Origin of the sequence: Paenibacillus sp. BGI2013 (assembly GCF_002843485.1) — a bacterium.
GTDB lineage: Bacteria > Bacillota > Bacilli > Paenibacillales > Paenibacillaceae > Paenibacillus > Paenibacillus amylolyticus.
Genome location: NZ_PJFA01000005.1, coordinates 1 through 25,007, shown reverse-complemented (window position 1 = coordinate 25,007; position 25,007 = coordinate 1). Strand labels below are relative to the sequence as shown.

Below are 25,007 nucleotides of genomic sequence, written 5' to 3'. Positions count from 1 at the left end.
AACCATCCGTAGGAATCACGGTGAGTTTGGGCCTATAAGATTTATGATTACTTAGAAGTTATAAGATTCAAATCGCGATGCATTCGAGATGGCGTTCCATACATCCGCTGTTTCGCCGCCCATATACCAGTAAGCCAGTCCAGCAATTTGCCGTTGCTCACTCATTAACACTTTGGCTGATAACGAACGACTGTCCTCTGCCCATATATATCTTGGCTTACCATTACTGTTGTACCCGATAATATATTGAACCAGACTTGCATCCCATCGTCTTACAGATCCCGTAGCATGCGCACGCATTCCCTGGTCTGCCAGTGTAATGTCCCAAGAACTGGTTGCCGGATTCACGGAAGACCAGTCTCGTGTATATAACGGAAGGGCCAAAATTGTTTTGGCACGTACCACCTCGGAGAGCATGGTATCCAAAGCCTTTTCTACCCATGGAAGAGACGCCACTGATCCTGCTTTCGGATCACCGTTCCAGTGTTCCTCGTATCCCATCAGCACCATATAATCTGATACAGCGCCCAGTTTGGCATAATCAAATGCATCCGTCCAATCAGTACCCAGGTCGGGCGAAACGTCCACGGACACCACAGCACCGAGTGCGTGCAACGTAGCCGTCAAAGAGGTCACAAATGCCGTCAGCCCTTCACGATCCGCAGGATCAACATTCTCAAAGTCCACATTAATGCCGTCCAATTTATAGGTTTTGACATAAGCGGCTACCTGTGAGATCACTGTCGCTCGGTTGGCTGAGCTGGATAACATCTGATGGGTAAGTGCCGAATCGGAACGATTCCCAAGTAATGGCCATAGCTGCCTGTCGGTGGCTGATGCCCAGGAGATCAATGCAGGGTCCGCGTGATCTGTTACTTTCATACTGCTGTTCAGGAAAAACCAGCGTGGGACAAGTGTGTTGACCTCAGACTGTTCCACTTGTTTCTTGAATTCAGTTGTAGTGGAGTTATATTGCCAGCCCAGCTGAACGCCAAGTTCATCCCCACGTTGTAACTGCTCAGACCATGTTTTCTTTTGTAAAATGGCATCGAGCATTACGGCTGCTTCTTCTCGCGTTACCTGGTCATGTGGTCGAAACACGCCTCCGCTTCCCCGCATTAGTCCAAGTTGATATACCGTCTGAACATAAGGACGTGCCCAGTCCGAGATATCCGCTGCGTCAAAATACGTTGAAGATAAGAGTGATGTCTCTACGGGTTGTTGTTTTAACATTCGAACAAGAAGGGCAGCCGCTTCTTCGCGCGTAATAGAAGCATTAGGCTGGAACGTTCCCTGACCCTTACCCTCCAGAATAAAAAGATTCGTCATGGCGGCAACATTGCCGTAATACCAAGCATTCATGCTTATATCCTGATAGGGATTAATATTATTTTTAACGGGCTTCAAACCTAGTAATCTCACCGCAAACGTCGCAAATTCTGCACGAGTAACGGCTTTCTTCGGTTCAAACGTAGTCTCTGACGTACCGGCAGCAATGCCTTTTGCCACCAGATGTGTAATGGCATCCTTGGCGTAACTGGTGTGCGTATCCTGAAACTGTTGCTGCACGGTTGCGGCCTGAACGGTAGAGCTGTATCCAGCCACCGATCCAAGTGTTAATAACCCGCATAAAACCGTTTTCCATATCCGTTGGTTCGTTATGTCTTTTAATCTATTATTCACATTAAAAAGCCTCGCTTCATTGGATTACGATCAACTATCATCGTATCAAATTGAAGCGAGGCCGTATGTGGTTAAATGTTGGGAAATGCGAAGCTTACTTGTGTACTTTTACGCGCTCTTCAATTGGTTGGAATTCTTTCTCACCCGGTGCTGCCGTTGGTTTACCAAATGGCATTTGAGCGATCAATCTCCAGTTCTCAGGAATGCTCCATTCTTGCTTCACTTTCTCGTCAATCAACGGGTTGTAGTGCTGCAAAGATGCACCCAGACCTTCTTGTTCCAGAGCAGTCCAGATTACCAGTTGTAACATACCGTTGGATTGGTTAGCCCAGATTGGGAAGTTATCTGCATAAGCTGCAAAATTTTGTTGAAGCTGTGCGATCGCATTGTTATCTTCGAAGAAGAGAACCGTACCATATCCGCTGCGGAATCCAGTCATTTTTTCTGCTGTGGATTTGAAGGCTTCTTCATTACCTACCACTTCACGCAAAATTTCTTCTGTGTGATTCCACAATTTATCATGTTGTTCACCGAGCAATACAACGGCACGGGATGTTTGTGAGTTAAAGGAAGTTGGTGTATATTTCACCGCTTCTTCTACGATTTCCTGGATTTTAGCATCCGAAATTGTAGATTCCTTGCTGATTCCATAATAAGATCTTCTGTTTTTCAACGCATCAAAAAAAGTTGTCATTCTTATTCGCCTCCCAAAATTTTTTTTCAATTGCCAACACAGTAACTATAATATAGTAACATACATTAGTCAACAAACTAATTTATTTTCACTAAATATACATTCACTGAAAACATTTCAACAAGTTTGCCCAATACAGCAATTGAAGTTATCCTTCGCCCGTCTTTTTACGATAATCCGCCCGGTATTTCTCTTCCGTAGACGAGTTACTTTTTGTCTGATCTTTATTCTTCTCTTCCTGAGCTTCCATATTCAGATCTTCCATCGGAATTGGATCTACGGTCTGTTCTTCTTCATGTCGGTCAAGCAGACTTTCGTGCTCTGTCTTATATTGTTCAGGATTGTCACGGGATTGTTCCTGTTGGGTATCGTTGTTATTCTGATCCGGTGTGCGCTGTTTCATTCATATTCGCCTCCTCTGGGTTCATTACCTTTCTTTACCTGTTCTGCGTGTCCTCTAAACACAGTGGGATGCATTCCTCAAACAAAAACCAACAAAAAAAGCCAACCAGACAAGTTGGTCAGCTCAAAGACGACTTCTATGATTGGCGATGCAATTGGGTACGGTACAGATCAGGCGAACATCCCACACTTTGTTTGAACATCCGACTAAAATGAGAAAGGCGTTTGAAACCGGACAATCGACTTGCTTCTGTCACGGTGATCTCAGGCTGAAACTGAAACAAAAGCTTCGCCTGATTGATGCGACGGTCATACAGGTATTTAAATATCGTCAAACCTGTCATTTCCTTAAACATGCCTGCCAGATATGGCTTGGACAGATGTAATTCCAGTGCCAGATCATCCAGACCAATGTCCTTCATATAATGGGTATCCACATAACGAATAATGTGTTGGACATGCCGCTCCCTCTCCGATGAGGGAAGTTGTTCCTGGACATCACCCTGGCAGATCTCTGCTACAAAATACAACAGATCACACAGTCTGACATTCATTCGCTCTTGCCTGAAATTGCTCTGACTTTGAGACAGACGATGAAGATCATGCAATAGAGCTTCGAATTCAGAGCGGTTATCTCCCTTCAGATTGACCCGGCAATTTCTGAGTTCTTCAAATGGTCTCAGGACCTCAGCCATACGGTCCGGATGCAGGCTGCTGCGAATGGCAGACGGATCAAAATGCAGTGTGCTTCGCTCATAAGCACTGCCTGGCTTCGGATGTGGTCGATGAAGAGTCAAGCCATGCATTAACACCAGATCACCCGGCTCCAGGTTATATACCCGGTCTCCTATGATGTAGGTACATTCTCCATCATGAAAATAATAAATCTCATAATGTGGATGTGAGTGGAATCCATCTGACTTGCCTGGGTTAAATATGCTGGTGGATCGGTAACTATACTCCAGTGAAGCACTAAATTGCATCATGCTCGGCACATTCATGCACCTCCTGTTCGGAAGAGGGAAACGATTTGTGTCATGCCCCTGTAGGATATATGAAAGTGAAATTATAGAATCTGTTTAATACTTTCTTGAATCTCGTCGATGGAGTCGATAGGTTCGAAGCGTTTGACCACACGACCCTCTGCATCAATCAGGAATTTCGTGAAATTCCATTTGATTGCATCGCCGTGTAACCATTCCGGTGCCTTCTCAGCCACCATTAATTTCAATAATTTGGCCTGTATATCTGTTTCATCAAAGCCAGCAAAAGGCCCTGATCTTTTCAAAAAGTCGTAGAGCGGGTGCGCCGCTTCTCCATTCACATCCAGTTTGGAGAACATCGGAAATTTCACACCATAGTTAATCTGGCAAAAGGACTCCGCTTCCGAACTGCTTCCAGGCTCTTGCTCTGCAAACTGGTTACACGGGAAACCAATAATCTGAAGTCCTTGATCCTTGTACTGGTCATACAGCTTCTGCATGTCATCAAACTGGTGCGTATATTTACATTTACTTGCCGTGTTTACGATGAGCACAGGTTTTCCTTCATATTGATAGAGTGGGAAACGCTCTCCACTGGTTCTGGTTACGGTAAAGTCGTAGATGGTTGGCATAAGTCTAGTGCACCTCGCGATAGTTATGTAGTCATACAGCATCATATGTCATTGTTAATTATATACGAAGTTTGAACTATTGTATCGCGCAAGATAAGTTACTCTCCCTTTCAACAGAAAACCCTTCTGCCGCGAAAATCTCTTCGTTCAGCAAAAGGGTTATTATATGGGATCACAGTGACAGCAGCTTCAGCCCTTCACGGCACTTCCGGCCACGCCCTGAATGATATAATGCTGACCCACGAGGAAAACGATGATCATTGGAATAATGCCTGCCGTGGCAGCGGCCATCATGCCGTTGTAATCCACATTATTCTCCAGAATAAAGTTCTGCAGTCCGAGCGGAACGGTGTACAAGTCTTTGTCGATCAGGAACACAAGCGCATTCTCATAGTCATTCCAGTGCCAGGAGAAATCAATAATGGCCAGTGTAGCCAGCGCTGGCTTCGCCAAGGGCAGAATCAGCCTGAAGAATATGCGCAGGTGACCGGCACCGTCGATGAACGCCGCTTCCGAGATCTCTGAAGGCACGGACAGGAAGAATTGCCGCAGCATAAACACCCCAAAGATCGTGAACATTCCGGGCAGGATCAATGCCCAATGCGTATTATATATGCCGACCCATTCAAACATCAGGAACTTCGGTACAAAGAGTACCTGCGGAGGCACCATCATCATCGAGAGATAGATCAGAAACAGTGTCTCCCGGCCTTTGAATTGAATACGTGCGAAGCCATAGGCTGCAAAAGCCGAGAGAAATACAGCTCCGACCGTACTAATTAGCGATATTTTCAACGAGTTCAGATAATACGTCGCAAAGGTATCCGCTCCGCTCCAGACCTTAATATGATGCTCCCAGTTCAGGCTGGAGGGTATCCACTGGATGGGATAGGTGAATACGTCCGCAGGAGATTTGAACGACGTGCTGATCATCCAGATGAACGGCATAACCATCAGCAGGGCAAACCCGGACATCAGAAGTGTCAGTATGATTTTTCGAATCTGGCTCAAGGACTCCATGCGGACTTTAACTTTAGGTGAATGTGGAGCTGTGGGCTTCGCATTCGCGGCAATTTGTTTCTCCATAACGATCCCTCCCCTCCTTAATAGTGAACCCAACGTTTCTGACCGAGCCACTGCAAAACAGTGAATATCATGATGATGGCAAAGAGTGCCCAGCTTATGGCGGCAGCGTATCCCATCTCGTAATATCGGAAGGCATTCTGGTAGATAAAAAGTGACAGGACGGTTGTGCTGTTCCCCGGCCCACCCTGGGTAATCGCTTGAATGATACCAAAGTTTTTGATCGTCATAATCAGCCCCGTAATCAGCAGCAAAAAGGTCGTTGGACTCACAAGCGGCCAGATCACTTGGCGTATCGTCTGCCAAGGACGGGCTCCATCTATCCGTGCAGCCTCAACCAATTCCTCCGGAATTTCCTGCAAAGCGGCCAGATAAATAATCATGTTGTAACCCAGCATGAACCAAATCCAGATGATATCAATCGCATACATGGACCATTCGGTTGTTGATAACCAGCCGGGAGGGTTCGTAATACCGATTCCGCGCAAGAAACCATTAATCGGTCCCGACGTTGGCTGGAACAGAAGCATCCAGACAAAGGCGATGGCAACGCCGCTGGTGATATAGGGCATAAAATAGAGAGCACGCAGCGTTTTTTGCCAATACACCGACTTGTTCAGCGCCACCGCCACGATAAATGCCAACCCCATCGATACCGGAACCGCTAACAGAAATACAAATGTATTTCGCAGCGCCACGCCAAACAGATCATCATTCAACATCCGGCGGATATTGTCCAGCCCGACGAAATTCGTCTCCGGGCTCATGAATTTGTAATCAGTGAACATGAGATAGAACGAATAGACAGCCGGTATAATAAAAAACAACAGCACGCCAATCATATTGGGCCCAATAAACAGATACCCGAGTCTGCTCTGCCGTTTCATCCAGGATTTATGCATATGCTCCCCCACTCCTTAACATCTGTTCTGGAATTAAGCATAACAAGATGTCCTCTAACATTTAAGGAACATAACCCTGTACCTGATATCACAGATATATGTATTTCGGCAGTGACTTTCGGGAGGGAAACAACATGGAATTGTTCTATTGCTTATATAGAAAAAACCGCCCCATTGGGACGGCCTTTGGACTCATTGCTTTTGCAACCTATTGATTCTGCTTCAGCCAGTCATTATGGCGTTTGACCATGTTCTGTACCGTTACTTCGGCAGTCTGGTTACCGAGGAAGAACTTTTCATACTCCTGTGCACGAAGATCGACCACTTCCTGCGCAATGCTACGGACAAACGTAGGTGTCTCGTCACCGTACAACACAAATTCCAGAGACTCTTTATCATAAGAATCGGCATAATCGCCCAGCAGATGATCGATCGCAGTCTGTTGATCAACCGCATTGGAGGAAGGCAAACGTCCACCCGCAGCCATCGGCATCATTCCCCCATCGGCGTACCATTTCAGGAACTCCCATGCGGCTTCTTTATTTTTCGACTTGGAATTAATCGCAATAAAGTCACCAAGTCCTCCACTCTTCACCATATCTGCTTCTTGTGCAGCCAGTCTCGGTACAGGGGCAAAGGCAATTTTCCAATCCCGAGGGAACTCGGTCATATTGTTTGATGTGCGGATCAGCCATTCGCCGATATTAATCATGGCAGACTCACCGCCAAGGAACATGTTTTCCACCGGCATTTTGGAAGTCAGCTGCTCTCCGAGCGGAGGGGTGGTTGCATCCTCCTTCATCATTCCGTTCAACGTCTCCAGCCATTTGGTAACGAGTGGATCATCGAGGTTGGAAGTACCGTCTGCCTTAACATAACCGTTCTTCACCAGAACGGAATCGAGCGGATCTACATAGGAAGCGGTATGCTGCACCAATCCGTACTTGAAGCCAGCAGCCTTCAGTTTGAGTGCATATTCACGAGCTTCATCCCATGTCCAGGCTTTTGGTACACTCAGTCCGGCCTGATCAAGCGCTTTCATATTTAAAGCGAAGAAGGCAGCGTTTTTCTTGGTTGGCATCCCGTAATATTTGCCGTCCACTTTCCAGGAAGCCGCATCTTCACCCATTTTCTCATCAATGTTGTAGTCGGTGAACTCGCCCAGATCCAGTGCCGTACCGCCATTGATGCGTTTATCCAGATTTGTGAGGGTATAGTTGACATACAGGTCCACGTTCTGCCCGGTGGACAGCGCCGTATCCAGCTTCAGGTTGCCATCATCATCATTCACAAACCGCACATATTCCACCTGAATATCAGGATGCTCCGCATTCCAGGTATCCACCACTTCCTGTGGACCATTCTCGGGCGGCACCGCGCCCCACATGGTGAGCTTCACTTTTCCCCCTGCCGCTCCACCTCCGTTATCTCCACCGTTCGTCTCATTTTTACCTACACAGCCGGCAAGCAAGCCCAGCATCAGCGCACCTACGATTAATCCCGTTAATCCTTTTTTGATTCTCATCTGGTCACATGACCTCCCTGAATTGAAGTGTACCTTCCGTTACATCGTAGCAGGGACCTTGCTGGGTTCATAAGATACATATCCATGATTCGGATTGAACAAAAATACGGATTTACTTGTGCTTGCCTGAGCACTCGGTACACATATTCCTTCTACTCATCCTGTGAGTCACGAACGATGGCGATACTGGCTGGGCGTGCAACCGGTCCAACGCTTGAATATTTTAATGAAATAATTATCACTTCCGAACCCTACCCGGTGACCAATCTCCTGTACAGGAAGGTCCGTCTCGCGCAAGTATTCAGCCGCTTTCTCCATCCGTACCCCATGCAGGTAGTGAATCAGGGTATGGCCGGTTTTCTTTTTAAACAGAGCACTCACATAATTCTCGCCCATCATCACATATCGTGACATGGATTTGACGGTAATGTCCTGGTCGTAATGCTGCCCGATATACTGAATTATTTTGCTAATCTCCGGATGCTTCACAATCGGCTCACGAACAGGTGTAAATGGAAGATCCGTATCAGACGGGGGCGCAGAAGGGACCGTAAGAGAATCAGGCGAAACAGGCGTTGATGTGAGAACCGATGTGGAAGGTGGCACTTGATGAGGATCTGTCTCTGTCCGGGCTTCAGTCGAAGCTCCCAGTTCTGCACTTACTTTACGGAGCGTATCACGCAGTGAATTCACACTCATGGACAGTTTCAAAATATAATTGGAAGCCCCGTATTCCATTGCACGGCGTACATATTCGAACTCCCCCATACAGGTGAGCATGACAAATTTGGTTTTTAACCCGGCCTGACGGGTCTGTTTGAGTAATTCCAGACCATCCATACCTGGCATGACAATATCGGTCAGTACCAGATCCGGTGTATCCTGTATAATCATCGCCAGCGCTTCGGTCCCATTACCGGATTCCCCGATGACCGTGAAGCCCAGCTCTTCCCAGGAAATAATCTCTCGTACCGACTCACGTACGAATACCTCATCTTCTACAAGCAATACCTTCCACATGCCAGATTCCCCTCTCCAGTCGTAGGGCGTTTCTCAAAACTCGCGAAGTGCATCTTTTACCGCCTTTTCGCCCCATGCTTCGTCACTTTCCCTTGACGTGCCTCGGCACGCCTGCGGAAAACTTCCTTGCTCGGAACGAAAATTCAGCAAAATCTGCTTCCTTCGGAGTTTTCAGACACGCCCTAGTCTGATCGCTTCTGTAAGTAAGGCGTCGACAATAAAAAAGGAATGCTGAACCTCACTAATGTCCCCGGCTTGGTATCAATCACTTCAAGTTCACTTTGGCCTTTGAACAATAATCGCAATCGTTCCTTAAGGTTAGACAGACCAATTCCCGGACGTGTGCGGGTCATCTGCTGACGCCGGGATTCCTCCATTCCAATTCCGTTGTCTGCCACCTCCAGCATCAGCTTTCCTGTGTCTTGCCTGTAAATTCCGATGCGGATCTGACCAAGCTGCTCCAGTGGCCCGACACCGTGGTGAATGGCATTCTCCACCAGTGGCTGCAAGCTCAGCTTGGGCACGAGCGCATACTCAAGTTTTTCGTCAAATTCACAAGTCACCTCAAAGCTATCACGGTAACGAATCCGCTGGATATGAAGGTAGGCTTGAACCAACTCAATCTCGTCCTTCAGGTATACCAATTCGACCTGTGAATTCAGGCTGACCTCCAGTAATTTGCCCAAGGAAACACACATCTCGGAGATCTCTTCATTCCCGCTGCGGATCGCACTCCATTTCATTGTATTCAATGTATTCAGGAGAAAGTGCGGATTCATCTGGGCCAGGAGCATATGAAAATGTACCGCTTCCTTCTGGCGTTCCTCCGCCTTGAGTCTGTTGATCATCTGATTGGCATCATCCAGCATCGTATTGAACGTACGGGTCAGTTCCAGCACTTCTCCGCGGCTGCGGCCTTCAGGGATACGGACCTTGAGGTTTTTGCGTACAACCTCCTTCATCTGGTTCTGCAGATGTGATAAAGGCCGAGTGAACGTCGCCGAGATCATAAAGGCCATGAGCACAAATGCTGCTGTGAAGCCAAAAAACGTTAAAAAATAGCGCTGCTTAAGCCCCGATATCTCCGTAAACAACACAGCTAGTGGAATACGATTTACCATGTACCAGTCCAGTGACTCGATGTATACGTAGTTAATCAGCGTATCTGAATCATTATCCGTCAGATAGGCCTCTGCCGGATGAAGTGCAATTTCCCGGGTCACGTCTGGGGAAAGTACCGCTTTTTCGGACGAGCGGGCAATCGTTTCCCCATTGCCAGTAATCAGGAAATACTCCTGATTGCTCTGCGAATCCTTCAGCATAGACTGAAACCAGTACGAATAATCGATGCTGATCCGTGCCATTCCGTACCTTTTGCCGCCACTGTCCTTCATATACGCATAGAGGGACAAGAGATACGGGCTGGAGGATAACTCCCGCAGGACATGGTTGGTATCCCGGGCATCCCAGCGGTAGAGCAACTCTTCTGATGGATATGAGTTTGAATCAGTGTTGCCCTTGATGAAGGTCATTTCTCCAAGATGCTTGCGAAATTGTTCCCGATAAGGGCCATAGGCCAGAGCTTTTTTGGGCAAATACGAAGTGTAAACGTTATCATGAAAATCTAACAGCGTGAAGTACACGGAAGGATTATATAGAAAAAAACTGTTGTTGATCATCTTGAACTTCTCTTCCACCAACGACTTATTCTCAAGCGGAGAACGATTGTCTGGAGAAGTCAGGGCGTTTCTTACGGCTGAATCCTGTTCCAGAAAAATCAGGGTTTTAAATGCAATACTCATCTGGTCCTCCAGAGAACCATACATCTGCACCAGTTGCTCGTGGCTCTGTTCGCTGATTTTTTGCTCAACCAGAGATTCGATCTGTCCATAGTTGTAGACATTAAGTACGCTGAATGGCAGCAGAATCAACACCACAAACGCACCAAACAGCCGATACCTGAGCTTATGCGGCAAAAAGGTCTTCCAGTCGGGCTTTGTCATCCCCTCAGCGCTCCTCCTGCAATTATTGAGATCATTATACCATCAGTTCCCCCGCTTCGGCCGGGGCCGGGCTCATTCGCATGGATATGTGATACCAGTTGCCAGGGAAGGGATAGAGATACACAGATTTGTTCTATTGCATTAAAAAAACCGGAGATCTGGGATCTCCGGCTAGGCTAGATATAACGACTTAGCAAATTAGGATATAGGCTCCACTCCCCAGACAAGCTCGCCGTTCCGGTAAAGAGTTACCTTGGTCCAATCGGCAAAAGAGGTCTGCAGCGGGTTAAAGGAATAATCATCCCCTTCGCTGTAATTGGACCAGTCTGCTTTGTGCAACCGGGTATGTATCTCCCCAGAGGTTCCTCCGATCGGGATCAGGCCTGCTCCGGTACCGAACTTCAGTTCCAGATAATGGTCCGCTCCAGGAACAGGTGCAGGCAGTTTCACAATGCTGCCGCTGATCTGACTGCCTCCAAGCTGTGCATAATCACAGAAAAAGGATTGTTGTTTCTCCCCGTCCACTGTATACCAGTAACGAATTGTCAGTTCATTCAGGCTAACTGTGGAGGTACCGTTATTGTGAATGACAAACTGCGGTTTCATTTGGTTATCGAGCAGATTTATATCCCCTGCACGATAGGCTAGAGTCAGATTGCCAGCAGGCTCTGGCGGCCCTCCACCCTGGACCTTTGCGGAAGCTTGAACGGAGTTCACACTCTTCCCAACGCTGTTAACCGCATTCACCACATAGTAGTAGGTGGTTCCAGCAGATACCGCCATATCCTTATAGCTTGTTCCCGATACAGCGGCCACAGATGTATACGGTCCGGCTGCTGTCAGCGACCTGTTTACCGTATAGGAGGTCGCACTTGCAGATGCACTCCAGCTTAGATTGATGCTGTTGTCGCTAACCGCAGTGGCGGTCAGATTCTGCGGAGCGGCAGGTACTGCCTCGACCTGGACCGTCTCTAATACGGACCAATAGGCTGGCTTGGACTGGAGTCGCTCGTCGAAAAGCAGCGGCCAGTTGTTGCGGGCGACCGGGAAGGTTCGTAGCCAGGTATTGGCATCATCCTTGCCCCACAAGGTAACATTTTTGACTGTATCCGTATGCCTCAGGAAGATCTGGAACAGGGACTTGTACAGCGCCGCCTGCTGTGTCTTCAGTTCTTCCGGGAAGATATCATAAGATTGCGAATCATTGGAATACACACTTACATCAAGCTCAGTAATATGTGTTTCGAGGCCCAGCGCCTTAAATTTGACAATGGAACTTTCAATTTCCGAAAGGGTTGGATAAAAGAGGCTGATGTGTGTTTGATGGCCGACTCCGTCAACAGGCACACCCTTGGCTTGAAGGCGAGTGATCAGATTGTAGAGGGCCTGACTTTTGGCCGGCTCATGGGTATTGTAGTCATTAATAAACAACTTGGCATCCGGGTCGGCTGCATGGGCGAATTCAAATGCTTTCTCAATATATTCTTCCCCGGCAATCTGGTACCACAGACTGCGCCGCAGGCCATCCGGCTCGGAGGCATCAATGACTTCATTCACAACGTCCCAAGCGTAGATCTGGCCTTGATAACGCTCCATTACCGTCTCAATATGCTGCTGCATCCGTTCATACAGCACCGTTTTGCTCACCAGATTGCCGTTGGCATCGTGGAATACCCAATCCGGAGTTTGTGTATGCCAAACGAGGGTATGCCCGCGTATCTCTTGTCCGTTCGTTGCTGCAAAAGCGACTGCGGCATCCGACCCGCTGAAATTATACATACCCTCTTGCGGCTCGGTACTGTCCCATTTCAGAACATTGCCTGGTGTCAGACTATCAAAATGCTTCGTAAGCAGCTGCTTGTCCGGTTCGGTCAGCAGTTCATTGTTCGTGAAGGCCGTCCCAATTCGAAACTTGCCCGCAAAAGCATCCTGTAGGGAAGGAATGTCTTCTTCGATCACAATGGGTCCGAGATCTGGCAGCTTCTCCAATCGGAAATCATCCACATAAAAAGAAGCTGTGGCACGGTCTGGCACTTCAAAATAAACCGATAACTGATTCGCTGGTTCCAGCATTTTAAACTGTGCAGTAAGCTTGGTCCATCCGCCTGCGGATGCGGTACCGAATGTTAAATTTTCATAATGTGTTGTATCTGGCAGGGTACGCTGTAAAGACATATTGAGGTTTGTGCTGGACGCTCCCGCCGGAAGCTTCACCCAGCCAGTGAACACATACGTCTGTCCCACCTCCAAAAGTTCTGTCACATCCAGCGCTGGCCCATGCCATGTCATAGCACGCCCGCTCACCTCCAGTCCATAATCTCCAGTACGCGCTGCAACGGCGCTTGCATGAAGCGTTTCTACTTCACCGCGTCCGCTCCAGTTCTGGACCGTGCCATCTTCAAAATCATGACTCAGAATCAAGGTATTCTCCTCTTCTGCCGCATGAACAGATGGAGCTACCCAATACAAAGGAACTAACAAAGTTATCATCAAAACAAATTTAAGCGCTTTCAAAAATATCATTTTTCTCATCGCTTCCATTCTCCTTTATCGAATATTAGGATGAATTCCTTATTCCAAAGGCTAAGGCCATATCCACCTCCTTGGTTTTAATTATAAAATCAGAGTCCTCATTCAAACGGATACGGGGGGCATACGTTCGGATAAGGACTCCATATGGTAAATTATAGTATAAATTGTCTATGATCTACAACTGAAATGTACTTCCCCTCTAATTTCGGTTAGAAATGCAGTATCCGTTGCTTCTGCACTCATTCGCACCAGCTCCTCCATAATCTGGGCAACCCGTAACGAAGTGTATACCTGGTGCTCCGCTGGCTTCAAAAGTTGTCTTTAAAGTTGTCTTCAAGCTTTCTGCTCACTTCTTTCAGCTTACACCCTGTGTCTCCTGCGATACTCAGATGGACTTATGCCCAACGTTTTGGAGAACACTCTACTCAGATAAAAACCGTTCTCATATCCGCATCGCTCGGCAATTTGGTTAAGGGTCAGGCTGCTGTCAGCCAAGAGGTTCTGCGCTTTTTTCAGACGGACCCGTTTGAGATAGCCTGATGGCGTCTCCTGAAAAGCTTCCCGGAAACGCCTTGTCAACTGCACCGGACTCAAGGCCAGTCGCTGTGCCAATTCCTGAAGGCTGATCTCCTCTTCCGCCCGCTCCTCCAGCAGCCCTGCCGCTTCAGCCATTCGTGCGTCTTCGGTAAATCTCCGCTCCTTTAAGCGATTCTGTCTGCGTTCCACCTGATACAACTGCCACAAATCCATCATAAAATGTGTCTTCCAACGGGCAACTCCCCCCTTATTTTCCTCACTGTCCTGGCGTAAATAAGCGTACGTCGAGGCTAACCGCTTCGTGTCATTAATCAGCGATTTTCCGGCTGGTGGCAGAAACTCCTCCTCCTCCAGGCTACTGCTAAACTGTAAATAGTGAAATGTCAGCGGGGTAATGACTGTCCGCCGAAAAGGAACCGCCGGGGGGCACAGCACCAGATCGCCAAAACTCGCTTCTCCGATCTGACCCCCAATCTCATAATGGAATATTCCCTCTTCGACGGCAAAAGCCACCCAAGTCGTATAGATATCTTCCGTAAGAGCAAATTCCCCTTTTTGCTTCCAGTAGATGTGGTTAAGCAGCTCCATGACTTGACCACCCTTTCTGTGAAATAAAGTATATGTTTGATGATAGTATAGTGCATTTAAAAAGTGAATATATAAATCTAAGATGAAATTATAGATATGTAGTTGGAGTGAAGGTGGATCTAACTTCAGTTAAGGAGGTCACAGATATGAAACAAGAGCATGTACAATACGACATCACCGTCATCGGCGGAGGACTTGCTGGTGTATGCGCTGCGATAGCCGCTGCCCGCATGGGGCAACAGGTGGCGCTGGTGCAGAACCGCCCCGTGCTTGGCGGCAATTCCAGCAGCGAGGTTCGGGTCTGGGTGTGCGGTGCCACCGCCCACGGGATTAACCGTTATGCCCGGGAAACGGGTATTATGGGGAAATTGTTTGTAGAGAATCAGTATCGTAATCCGGAGGGCAATCCCTATCTCTGGGACTTAATCATTCTGGAAGCCGTTCGAGCTGAATCCAACATCAGCCTGTTCCTGAACACGGATGTACATGAAGTCGAGGCTACTGGCGATGGGGATGAACGAAAGATCACCTCTGTCACTGGCTGGATGATGGGTTCTGAGCGCAAAATCCGATTCGAAAGTCAGATCTATCTGGACTGTACGGGTGATGGATTGGTCGGCTTTCTGGCTGGAGCCAAGTTTGCACTCGGCCGGGAAGCCCGCAGCGAATATGGCGAAGAGTGGGCACCTGAGGTGGCTGATCAGATCACGCTGGGCAGTACACTTCTCTTTTATACCAAAGATGCTGGTGCGCCTGTCCGCTATATCCCGCCCTCTTTTGCCAAGGATATTACACAGACCAGCATTCCGATTCGCCGGGTCATTCGCAGCGGGGATTCCGGTTGTCATTATTGGTGGATTGAATGGGGCGGTGAACATGACACCGTTCATGACAATGAGCTGATCCGTGATGAACTGTGGTCCGTGATCTACGGGATCTGGGACTATATCAAGAACTCCGGCAAGTTTGATGCAGATCATATGACGCTGGAGTGGATTGGTTCTCTACCTGGCAAAAGGGAGTACCGCCGCTTCACGGGTGACTATGTGCTCACCCAGAACGATATTATCAGCCAGCGGGAGTTCCCGGATGCCGTTGCCTTTGGCGGCTGGTCCATTGACCTGCATCCTCCGCAGGGCATGTACGCCGAAGCGAGTGGCTCGAAGCATATGCATGCCAATGGCGTATATCACGTGCCGTTCCGCTCGCTGTATTCCGCGAATGTGCGGAATATGCTCATGGCCGGGCGCGACATCAGTGCATCACATGTCGCCTTCGGCACAACGCGCGTCATGGCAACATGCGCGGTCATCGGCGAAGCCGCGGGTACGGGCGCGGCGCTCTGCACGTCCATGGGGGTGTCGCCGCGCGAGCTGCACGCGAGGCATCTAGCGGTCCTGCAGCAGACGTTGCTGCGGCAGGACGCTTCCATCATCGGGGTGCGCAGCCACGATGAGCTGGATCTGGCCCGGCGTGCCCAGGTTACAGCCTCCAGCACGCTGACGGGCATCGCCCTTGAGCAGCCTGGCGAGACGTACCCGCTGGGTACAGATGTCGCCCTGTTGCTGCCTGTGCATCCAGTGCTCAGCGGCCTGGAGCTACTGCTGGATGCATCCAGCGATACCGCACTGACGGTAGAGCTGTGGGATACGGGGCGTAAGGAGAACTACGTCCCGCATTCGTTACAAGTTACGGCGACCGTTAACGTGACGGCGGGAACCGCGCAGTGGGTGAAGCTTCCGCTCGAATGGCGACCGGAAGAACCGCAGAATGCTTTTATAATCATCCGCTCCAATAAAGCAGTCTCACTCTACCATTCGACAGAAGCACACAGCGGGGTGCTAATCTTCTTCAAAACAGAAGAAAACCACGTGTCCAAAAATCTGGAGGATCATGCCACGGATCAGCCTGTCGTATTATGGTCCATGCAGGGGTTGGCGCGTCAGCCATTCTGCTATCGTACCCTCTCTGAGACTTCGGCATATTCAGCGGACAACACGATTAACGGTTATCATCGCCCTTACGGTGGGCCGCAACAGTGGATGTCGCAGCCGATGCAGTCTGGCAATCCTGAATGGGTGCAACTGACATGGGAAGAGCCACAAACCTTGGCTGAGTTGCACTTGACGTTTAATGATGATGTGAACGAGGATCTGGTTAATTTACATCACCATCACACAACATTCCGTGTGATGCCTGAGCTGGTGCGTGATTATCACGTGGAGGTACTGACTCCTGCTGGCGAATGGACACAAGTCGCAAGTGTTCAAGAAAATCACAAAAGAAAAGTTATTCATTCCCTGGATATCCCTGTATCAGCTCAGGCTCTGAGAATCATAATTGATGCCACAAATGGCAGCAGATATGCCGAATTAATCGAGATTCGAGCTTACTAAAACAAAAAGGAGGATACAGGAAACTGTATCCCCTATCCTCCATACAAGTCTGCCTTATTCTATTCGGCGGTTGGAGCCCGTAAGCCCTCAATCAGGATAAACAACGTAAGTGCTTGTCCATAACCCATCGGACTGATCGCTATATCTTTATAAAACTGAGCATCCTGCCCCACAGGTGTACCATAGGACACCTGCTGTACAACGCCGTTATCATCAATCTGTTTCAACACCGCTTCAAGCGCACTCAAGCCATTCTGGCGATAGGATTCATCCAGGTATCCATACCGAATTCCCTTAAGAATGCCGTATCCAATCGCTGCCGTTGCCGAGGTTTCTTTGTAAGAGGTTGGATCATCCAGCACAGTGTGCCACATGCCATCCTCACCTTGAAGCTTGCTCAGTGCTCTGACTTGAGCGGTTGCTGTATCCAACAGATAGGCCTTTAACCCGTCTTCGATCGGAATGATATTCAGGAAATCCATAACTCCCGCCGTATACCATGCATTGCCTCTTCCCCAATGAACAGCACCATAGTTATGATTTTCATTGAAATCCCAGCCATGATAGAACAATCCGGTTTTCTTGTTATATAGATATTTGATATGCACAAGGAACTGTCGTTTGGCTTCTTCCACCATGTCGGGTTTCTTGAAGTATACCCCTGCCTTGGCCAAAAATAGCACCGTCATAAACAGGGTATCAATCAGAATTTGACCATCATTGGCATCTCCCGTAATCATATGTTGAAACGCACCATCTCCGGTTCGCAACAGTCCATCCATGATCCAACTGCTCCACTCCTCACAGACCTGTTCGTACTCCCTGTTTTCGGTCAGCTCGCATAGTGAGATCAAAGTAAGGAGCGGAGCGCAGGTGTTCACATTTTTTTCCGGTAACCCTTCCATCAGCCTTGCATTGTACCATGATTCGAGAAATTCCAGCACTTTAGGATCTTTCGTTGCCTCATGGAGTTGAAGCAAGCCATACAGACCGACACCTTGTGGCCATTCCCATAGATGTATGTCGATTAGTCCGATGGGAAACTGTTCATTGATACTTGTGTTTTTCATAGACTCCATCGCTTGGGATACCTTGCTTATTCTCTCCTGCAGCACCATTTGATTCGGCATGTTGGTTATCACTCCCTTGGTTTCTTGCAAATGATTCAGCGCTACATGTCCAGTAACTTCAGTTGTCCCTTCACTCCATAACCTTCATGTATAATTTCCTCTTCTTTAATAAGAAAAGGCTTGTTCATTCCCCATTGAATTGGACCATATACCGGGTCTGTTAGAGTGAGAGTTAAAGCTTGATTATCGAATTGCGGGCTTGCAGAACAAACTTGGTTGATAAAAGCGTCAAATGACCCGAATTGCTGTTCGCTTCCTGCTCTTATAATCCAGGCGTTACGCAAGCCAGGTGAAATAAGCTCACGTTTTCTTGTCACCCCGCTGCTCTCCATACTCGTCCCGTTGGCCGCATATATAGCTGCATAACCCTTATCCAAACGGGCAAAGTGCCAGTTCTCATGCCTTACCCATTCCGTGAAGGAGTGAGTAGGAAAATAAGCATGTGTCCAGTCAGAGTTGTTATCCGCAGGAATATCAAACATCATCAAAGCGATCCCCTCATGCTGAACAACATCGGGCAATATCCCATTCCCAGCCCAGAAGCAAGGTCGACCATCCCCATGCTTGTATATTTCTGCCGGATGATTCACCCAGATCAGCGCCTCAGGTGACAGAGATAAATGCTGGACATGCTCCTGATAACCTGGCTTGCCTGGACGAAAGCGAATGATTGAGGATAAGGAGTATTCCCTGGTCCGACAATGATAGAGCTTGGCGTAACCTCCCTTGCCCTGCTGATTAGCGAACACCAACTGCTGATTGTCCCCAAGCAACAGATGCTCCTGATATGCTGCTGGAGGGCTGTAATCCGATAAACTCAAGGCAACATTGCTTATTGAATAATTGTTTACATTGCCAACGCCATAAGCGATCCAGCACATTGAAGTGGTTCCCGCTGCATAACCACCCAGCAGTTCCTTCTCATAGCTGCGCCCAAACGTTGTGGACAAGACTCCTTGATGCATCTGAACGGTAATATAATAGAATAATAGGTCCATTGCCTTTTTGGCTTGCTGTCTGAGCTGTTCATTATGGGCAAATTCATAGATATGCAACAACCCAACCGCATCAATCGGAATGTATGCACTCGAATTCCATTCTGCCAATCCTTCATCCAAAAAGCGCTCAAACCATAATGCAAGCCTCTGCTCTGCTTTTTGACGGTGTACTTCACCGGATTCACCACTGTTGCTGAACGTTTCATCTCCAAACAGCTGTCCGGCTAACAGTTCATTGGTATGGAACAACAAGGCATGGTTCTCACTGAAGAACCACATCACATCATCGCCAGGTTCATCAATCCAATACCGATAGCCCAGAATACTTGCTTTCACCCGATCCCAGAACGATTCACTAAACAGACCGCTATTTCGCTCATCTCTCCAAAGACGGAACAGTCCCACCAGATAGAAGTCACTGCAATCCTTCCGTTGCTCAATCCCTTCCACACCCTCAAGCAAAATGTTCTCCGCTTCTTGCAGATTACCTCCTGTTTTGAGCATGGCAATGGCCTTATGAATATTGGGACTGCCCTTCTCGGCAATACATCGCAGAGCCAAGGATTTGCGGGCTTCAATATCCGCAGCTTGCTGAGCTGCCTCATCATAGCTCGTATCATAGGATTGGCAGCCAAACTTCTTGGTTAGTACAACATTTGAAACTGAAATAGCCAGCGTGAAATATACGTAATGATGACCGAGTTGATTCGTATGTGCAAGGACCAAGTCCGTTTCCTTTTCGGCGATGTGTATCGTCTTGTTTTCGGTACCGTCAAAAAAATTGCCATACTGAATATCAACCTCTCTAACGATATCCGGCAAGGGAAGCGGCAGCTTGAGCTTAATCTGCTCACCTCTGAAGAGATCCGAAGGAAAATAAGCCTGTTCGAGGGCTTGCTCTGCGGATTTTACAGACTCAGCCAAATGAGGAGCAATAGGCAGGGAAATCACCAATTCCTCGTCTCCCAGATATTCCAACGCAAAGGCATACATGGTATCCCGCTCAGCCAGATCCTCCCAGCAGGCATAGATCTCATTAATTCCAGCTAAAAGTTCAGCTTTAATTACGATTTCCTGCTCCTTGTTACGCATGAGTGGCGCAAAATCCGTTACCATTTCCCCATTCACCCACAACGTCAGACTGCCATAGGTCTTAATCCGCAAAGAGGCGGTATGAGCAGTCGGAGAAATGAGTCTTGTCGCCGCGTAACTGCGCAGATGTGTCGGCACAAACCAAAATCCTGATTGCTCCACACGTGGATTATTCCAAGGAGAATACAGTGCCCAAGGCATTCCGTTCTCTTCTCCAACGAAGTCGTCTCCCGGGCTAGGAAACTCGCTCCATTGATCAAAAAATCGCTTCACAGGCTGCGTTCTCCTATGTTCTACAAATTCCTTTCTGCATGGATTCTCATGAATGGCAAAACCATCGATAAGCCAATCATTAATATCTCCCTCCATCGTTGTTGGAACAAAGGCAACAGGCTTTGTATATATGCCGCTGATCATCCAATGATTAATGACCTGATTGTGACCTAATTTCATAGGTTTATAATTCAAGGTATCCATCCCACTCCGGGTGGTATCTGACATTCAACTCATCCTTTCATTCCTGAAGTAATCATACCGCTGACAAAATACCGCTGGAAAACCATAAAAACAATCAGTACCGGAAGCATCGTGATGACGGACATCGCAAGCAAACTTCCCCAATCCACGTTGTATTCACCAATAAAATTAGAGAGCGCAAGCTGAATCGTATATTTCGATGGATCACTAATCGCAATTAACGGCCATACAAAATCATCCCATCTCCACATGAAGGAGAAGATTGCAAGCACCGCAAGAATCGGCTTCGCTATCGGAAGAATAATGCTCCAGTAAATTTTCCATTCGCCCGCTCCATCCATCCGGGCAGCTTCCAACAGCTCGTCCGGTACGGACAACAAATACTGCCGCATAAGGAACACACCTGTTGGGGTTGCTGCTGGCGGGATAATAATCGCGAGTAGGCTATTATACAACCCCAGTGCACTCAGCACTTTGAATATAGGGATCATAATTACCTCAATCGGAATCATGAGTGTTGAGACAAAAGCAATTAATATGATCGCGCTTCCGCGGAAGCGATATTTCGCCAATGCAAAACCTGCCATGGAGTTAATCAATAACAGTAGCAGCGTTGAGCTTACAGTTACGATTGTACTATTCATAAAATACAAGCCAAAATCGCCTTTACTGAATGCCTCCTTGAAATGCTCGAAGGTGATTGGCTGCGGCCATAACTTGGGAGGGAAGCTGTACAGATCGCTATTCGTTTTTAGAGAAGAAATCACGACCCACAGGACAGGCAGGAGCCACACCACTGCGGCAACACTTAACAGACTGTAGATGAAGATTTTGACCATAGGCTTCATTACCATTACGTAGCCCCTCCTTTCGATAGACGGAATTGCAGAGCCGAGAATCCACCAATAAGGATAAACAGTATCACCGACATCGCACTGGCCAGACCGAGCTCCTGTCTGTTAAAGCCAATCTCATAAATATATTGAACAATATAGGTAGTATCTTTGCCCGGACCACCACCTGTAAGCGCAAACATAAGTGGAAATGCTTTGAACGCGTCAATCAGAGTCAGCATAACAACAAGCAAGCTTGTCGGCTTCAAAAGCGGGAGCGTGATATAGCGGAACACCTTCATTCCCGTTGCCCCATCCAAGCGGGCAGCCTCATAATAATCCGTAGGTATAGCCTGCAAACCCGCGATAAAAATGACCATGAAAAAGCCTGCACGTGACCATACTGTCGCGATGATTACTGCCGTATTTGCCCAAAAGGAAGAGGTTAAAAAGCCGACAGGTTCCACACCAACCACGGTTAACAGATGATTCAAGATGCCAAATGAATCTCCGAAAATCCACTTCCAGGTCAATCCTACGATAATGTAAGAAATCATGGTCGGCCAGTAAAATACGGCCCTGAAGAACCCGCGCATTCTAATCTCGCGTGCAAGCAGTAAAGCAATGCCTAACGCTGCTGCATATATTAGAGGGACAACAATCGCTGCATAAATCCCCGTTCGTCCGATGGTCGACCAAAATTCCCGATCCCCTATAATTTTGATATAATTATCCAGCCCGTTGAACTTCATTGGGTTCAATCCATCATAGACATGAAAAGAATAATAGAGGCCCAATAAAGAAGGAAATACGATAAAAGTTCCAAAGATCAGGAGGTTGGGTAGTATAAACAGATAAGGAGCAATAACGAGCTTCCTGTTCTGTTTTGCCAGCGTATTTTTGTTTAATCGTTGTCCTTCACTCATCTGCTTGCCCCTTCCTTATGCGTTATTCGAAAGGGAGGCTTCACAGGAATCGGTAAGCCCCCGTATACGAATTAACCAAAGCGCTTTACGTTTATTGACTGCCAACAGCCTCGTTAATCAGTTTGGCTGTTCGATCCAATGCCTCCTGCGGAGTTGCCTTATCGGATAAAACCTCAACAATATTATTTTTCAGGTCCGTTGAAATTTTGGATATAATGGTCTGTCTGGACCAGTCATTAGCTGCAAGAGGCGAACTGTTCTTCAGTTCATCCGCGAAAATTTCAAACATTTCCTTGCCGAATTCATAATTCAATACAGAGCTGTCCTTCCGTGGACTCATAAACAATGATTCTTGGTTATATTTTGAATTTACTTCTTTGGACGTTAAGTATTCAATAAATTCTGCCGCCTCCTGCTCATATCCGCTGCCTTTGAAAGCCATCAGAAACTTCCCGCCTGGTACTGAAGAACGTTGTGTTCCTTTTGGCATATAGGTGACTCCCCATTCAAAATCGGTGATATCCTTGTAATTGCTGATCATCCAGTTGCCAGCCCAGTGGGTAGCCACCGTCCCGGAACGGAACAGGTTGTTCGGATTTTCCCCTCCGAGCCATACGGATTCGGGCATGATCCCTTCTTGATGAAGCTGCTTGAACTGCTCCATGCTACGGATTCCGGCTTCACTGTTAATCGCTGCTGCAGTGCCATCCTCTGTTAAGATGCTTCCGCCATTCTGATACAAAAGAGTGGACCATCTATGCGGTGTGACATCCCATACCATGCCATAACGTGCTCCGCCTTTGTCCATAACCTCTTTTAACGCAGCTGTGTATTCATCCCACGTCCATACCTGGTCAGGAGAGGTCGGTACTTTGACGCCCGCTTTATCAAATAAGGTTTTGTTATAAATAAGCCCATTCGCTGTAACATCCATAGGCGCCGCTACCAGCTTGTCATTAATAACATAATAAGGTTTAAGTGAGTCAATAAATTGATCCTCGAATTGGTCCGCATTGTCCACGTAAGGTGTCAGATCAACCGCCTGATTAGCAAATGATCCGGTATCCGTGACCCGGCTCAGGGCAGGTGGCTTTCCACCGGATAACATTGTTTTTAATTTGGTTTGGATATCCTTGAAGCCAACTTCAATCAGGTTGATTTTAACCTTGGTATTGGTCTGCTCATAATCTTTAATGATTTCCTTGATGACTTCTCCTTCTTTTCCGTCAGAGAACCACAGGAAATCCAGGGTTGTTTGTTTTGGATTAGCATTGGTACCTGAATTTCCGCAAGCAGTCAATACGATGAGTAACATGACCAATACCATGCTAGTGATGAGCTTAAACGTTGTTCTTCTTGTCATATCAACATCTCCTTGGAAGGTTCTAATGAATTTTGGCTTCGTTGAGCAATTCACTTTTACGGAATAACTGTGGTGATACACCCACATATTGTTTAAAGGCCCTGCTAAAATATACAGGTGTGTTAAAACCTAGCGTCTCAGATATGGACAAAATCGGTGCATCCGTAGACAGCAACAATTTTTTGGCCTCTGCAACTCTTTTCCGTATAACATAGTTGCTTATGGTATATCCCGTCGTCTCTTTGAAAGAATGACAAATGTAGTATTTATTCAAATGGAGTGTTTTGGACAGTTCATCCAATGAAACATTCTCCGTGTAGTTCTGGTTTAAATAATGAAGAACCCGGCTTACGCTTGTTTGCTTCTGGGAAGAACATAAGATAGGATTGGCGGATTGCTCACTGGTTGTTTTCCGGTAAATCCGCAGTAGCAATTGGGTAAGACTTAATTTGACCATTGTTTTGTACCCTGTATTTCCTGCCCCCATCTCCTCCTTGATTCCCTTAAATATAGCTGTGATATACTCACGCTCCTCCGGAGGCCAATGCACCAATAACCCATTGGGATGACGGAATATGGACATCAGATTCTCCAACTGACTGACAGCAAGCATGTCCAAAAGCAATAATTCCGTGAAATTGACAAAACTTCGCTTGTACACCATTTCTCTTGAAGGATTGATTCGGTGGGGCACACCGCCTCTGAATATAAACATATCTCCAGGCAGCGGCTTATATATTCGGTCACCGATTAAAAAGGTTGCATCTCCTTGAATAAAATAATGTATCTCATACCCATTATGCGTATGAACAGGCCATTCATCCTGAAAATTATCTGCTTCTGATCGCACATAAACTTCATTTTCCTGCAAAGCAATATTCGTCGGGGTGTGTATGGTTAGCATCAGTAAGATCTCCCTTCCCAGAATATAAAAAGCAATATAGTTTAATAATTTACAATGATAGCGCTTTACAATGAATTGTATCACAGTTATTTCGATCTAATCTGAACTATATTGCTGTATTGTTGATCACAATTGTTGAAAATGATTAGAAAGGAATTTATAGGGATTTGAAAGATGAAAACAAAAACCAGCTAATGTTTGTCAAGCATTTCTGGTTGGATGAGTTCTCTTTTCGTGGTATACTTTTTCCGACCAACACGAATAACCTCCACGGGTATGGAGGTTTTGGTTAAATATGGATTAC

The 25,007-nt window shown here is 47.2% G+C and carries 19 protein-coding genes; 1 reads left to right on the top strand and 18 read right to left on the bottom strand.

What is annotated here, in order from left to right; genetic code table 11:
• Positions 1-51: 51 nt before the first annotated feature.
• From CXK86_RS14060 to CXK86_RS14005, 12 genes are all read right to left on the bottom strand, one after another.
• Positions 52-1,683, bottom strand: a complete 1,632-nt coding sequence (locus tag CXK86_RS14060; RefSeq protein WP_257467850.1) for an S-layer homology domain-containing protein — start codon at positions 1,681-1,683, stop codon at positions 52-54.
• A 94-nt stretch (positions 1,684-1,777) separates the two neighbouring features.
• Positions 1,778-2,377 carry a nitroreductase family protein gene (locus CXK86_RS14055; RefSeq protein ID WP_074094703.1) on the bottom strand — a complete coding sequence of 200 codons (600 nt, stop codon included), beginning with the start codon at positions 2,375-2,377 and terminating at the stop codon, positions 1,778-1,780.
• A gap of 148 nt (positions 2,378-2,525) precedes the next feature.
• The gene (locus CXK86_RS14050) at positions 2,526-2,780 is read right to left on the bottom strand and encodes a hypothetical protein (RefSeq protein ID WP_036609033.1); all 255 of its coding nucleotides are present in this window, start codon (positions 2,778-2,780) and stop codon (positions 2,526-2,528) included.
• Positions 2,781-2,916: 136 nt separating this feature from the next.
• The gene (locus CXK86_RS14045; protein ID WP_047842609.1) at positions 2,917-3,780 is read right to left on the bottom strand and encodes an AraC family transcriptional regulator; all 864 of its coding nucleotides are present in this window, start codon (positions 3,778-3,780) and stop codon (positions 2,917-2,919) included.
• Positions 3,781-3,845: 65 nt separating this feature from the next.
• Entirely contained in the window at positions 3,846-4,394 is a 549-nt protein-coding gene (locus tag CXK86_RS14040) for a glutathione peroxidase (RefSeq protein ID WP_047842608.1), read from the bottom strand.
• Between the two features lie 189 nt (positions 4,395-4,583).
• On the bottom strand, positions 4,584-5,480 hold the full coding sequence (locus tag CXK86_RS14035) for a carbohydrate ABC transporter permease (RefSeq protein ID WP_373888064.1): 897 nt from the start codon (positions 5,478-5,480) through the stop codon (positions 4,584-4,586).
• Between the two features lie 17 nt (positions 5,481-5,497).
• Positions 5,498-6,379: a carbohydrate ABC transporter permease gene (locus CXK86_RS14030; protein WP_036670532.1), complete on the bottom strand. Its 882-nt coding sequence runs from the start codon at positions 6,377-6,379 to the stop codon at positions 5,498-5,500.
• 208 nt (positions 6,380-6,587) lie between these two features.
• Positions 6,588-7,904, bottom strand: a complete 1,317-nt coding sequence (locus CXK86_RS14025) for an ABC transporter substrate-binding protein (RefSeq protein ID WP_101313877.1) — start codon at positions 7,902-7,904, stop codon at positions 6,588-6,590.
• A gap of 168 nt (positions 7,905-8,072) precedes the next feature.
• Positions 8,073-8,924: a response regulator transcription factor gene (locus CXK86_RS14020; RefSeq protein WP_101313876.1), complete on the bottom strand. Its 852-nt coding sequence runs from the start codon at positions 8,922-8,924 to the stop codon at positions 8,073-8,075.
• Between the two features lie 182 nt (positions 8,925-9,106).
• Positions 9,107-10,927, bottom strand: coding sequence for a cache domain-containing sensor histidine kinase (locus CXK86_RS14015; RefSeq protein ID WP_076327786.1), 1,821 nt, complete (start codon positions 10,925-10,927; stop codon positions 9,107-9,109).
• A gap of 198 nt (positions 10,928-11,125) precedes the next feature.
• Positions 11,126-13,459, bottom strand: coding sequence for an endo-1,4-beta-xylanase (locus CXK86_RS14010; RefSeq protein ID WP_257467849.1), 2,334 nt, complete (start codon positions 13,457-13,459; stop codon positions 11,126-11,128).
• Positions 13,460-13,819: 360 nt separating this feature from the next.
• Positions 13,820-14,584, bottom strand: a complete 765-nt coding sequence (locus tag CXK86_RS14005) for a helix-turn-helix domain-containing protein (RefSeq protein WP_101313875.1) — start codon at positions 14,582-14,584, stop codon at positions 13,820-13,822.
• A 146-nt stretch (positions 14,585-14,730) separates the two neighbouring features.
• Between CXK86_RS14005 and CXK86_RS14000 the strand changes: the two genes are divergently transcribed.
• Entirely contained in the window at positions 14,731-16,980 is a 2,250-nt protein-coding gene (locus tag CXK86_RS14000; RefSeq protein ID WP_101313874.1) for an FAD-dependent oxidoreductase, read from the top strand.
• A 59-nt stretch (positions 16,981-17,039) separates the two neighbouring features.
• Here CXK86_RS14000 and bglB read toward each other — a convergent pair whose 3' ends face one another.
• From bglB to CXK86_RS13970, 6 genes are all read right to left on the bottom strand, one after another.
• On the bottom strand, positions 17,040-18,110 hold the full coding sequence (gene bglB, locus CXK86_RS13995) for a beta-galactosidase BglB (RefSeq protein ID WP_101313873.1): 1,071 nt from the start codon (positions 18,108-18,110) through the stop codon (positions 17,040-17,042).
• Between the two features lie 41 nt (positions 18,111-18,151).
• Positions 18,152-20,653, bottom strand: coding sequence for a hypothetical protein (locus CXK86_RS13990; protein WP_257467848.1), 2,502 nt, complete (start codon positions 20,651-20,653; stop codon positions 18,152-18,154).
• Between the two features lie 53 nt (positions 20,654-20,706).
• Positions 20,707-21,531: a carbohydrate ABC transporter permease gene (locus CXK86_RS13985; RefSeq protein ID WP_036609056.1), complete on the bottom strand. Its 825-nt coding sequence runs from the start codon at positions 21,529-21,531 to the stop codon at positions 20,707-20,709.
• Positions 21,531-22,436: a carbohydrate ABC transporter permease gene (locus tag CXK86_RS13980; RefSeq protein ID WP_036609058.1), complete on the bottom strand. Its 906-nt coding sequence runs from the start codon at positions 22,434-22,436 to the stop codon at positions 21,531-21,533. The genes CXK86_RS13985 and CXK86_RS13980 overlap by 1 nt, the downstream gene beginning before the upstream one ends.
• A 91-nt stretch (positions 22,437-22,527) precedes the next feature.
• Positions 22,528-23,799 carry an ABC transporter substrate-binding protein gene (locus CXK86_RS13975; protein WP_101313871.1) on the bottom strand — a complete coding sequence of 424 codons (1,272 nt, stop codon included), beginning with the start codon at positions 23,797-23,799 and terminating at the stop codon, positions 22,528-22,530.
• 22 nt (positions 23,800-23,821) lie between these two features.
• On the bottom strand, positions 23,822-24,703 hold the full coding sequence (locus tag CXK86_RS13970) for an AraC family transcriptional regulator (RefSeq protein WP_036609061.1): 882 nt from the start codon (positions 24,701-24,703) through the stop codon (positions 23,822-23,824).
• Positions 24,704-25,007 lie beyond the last annotated feature (304 nt).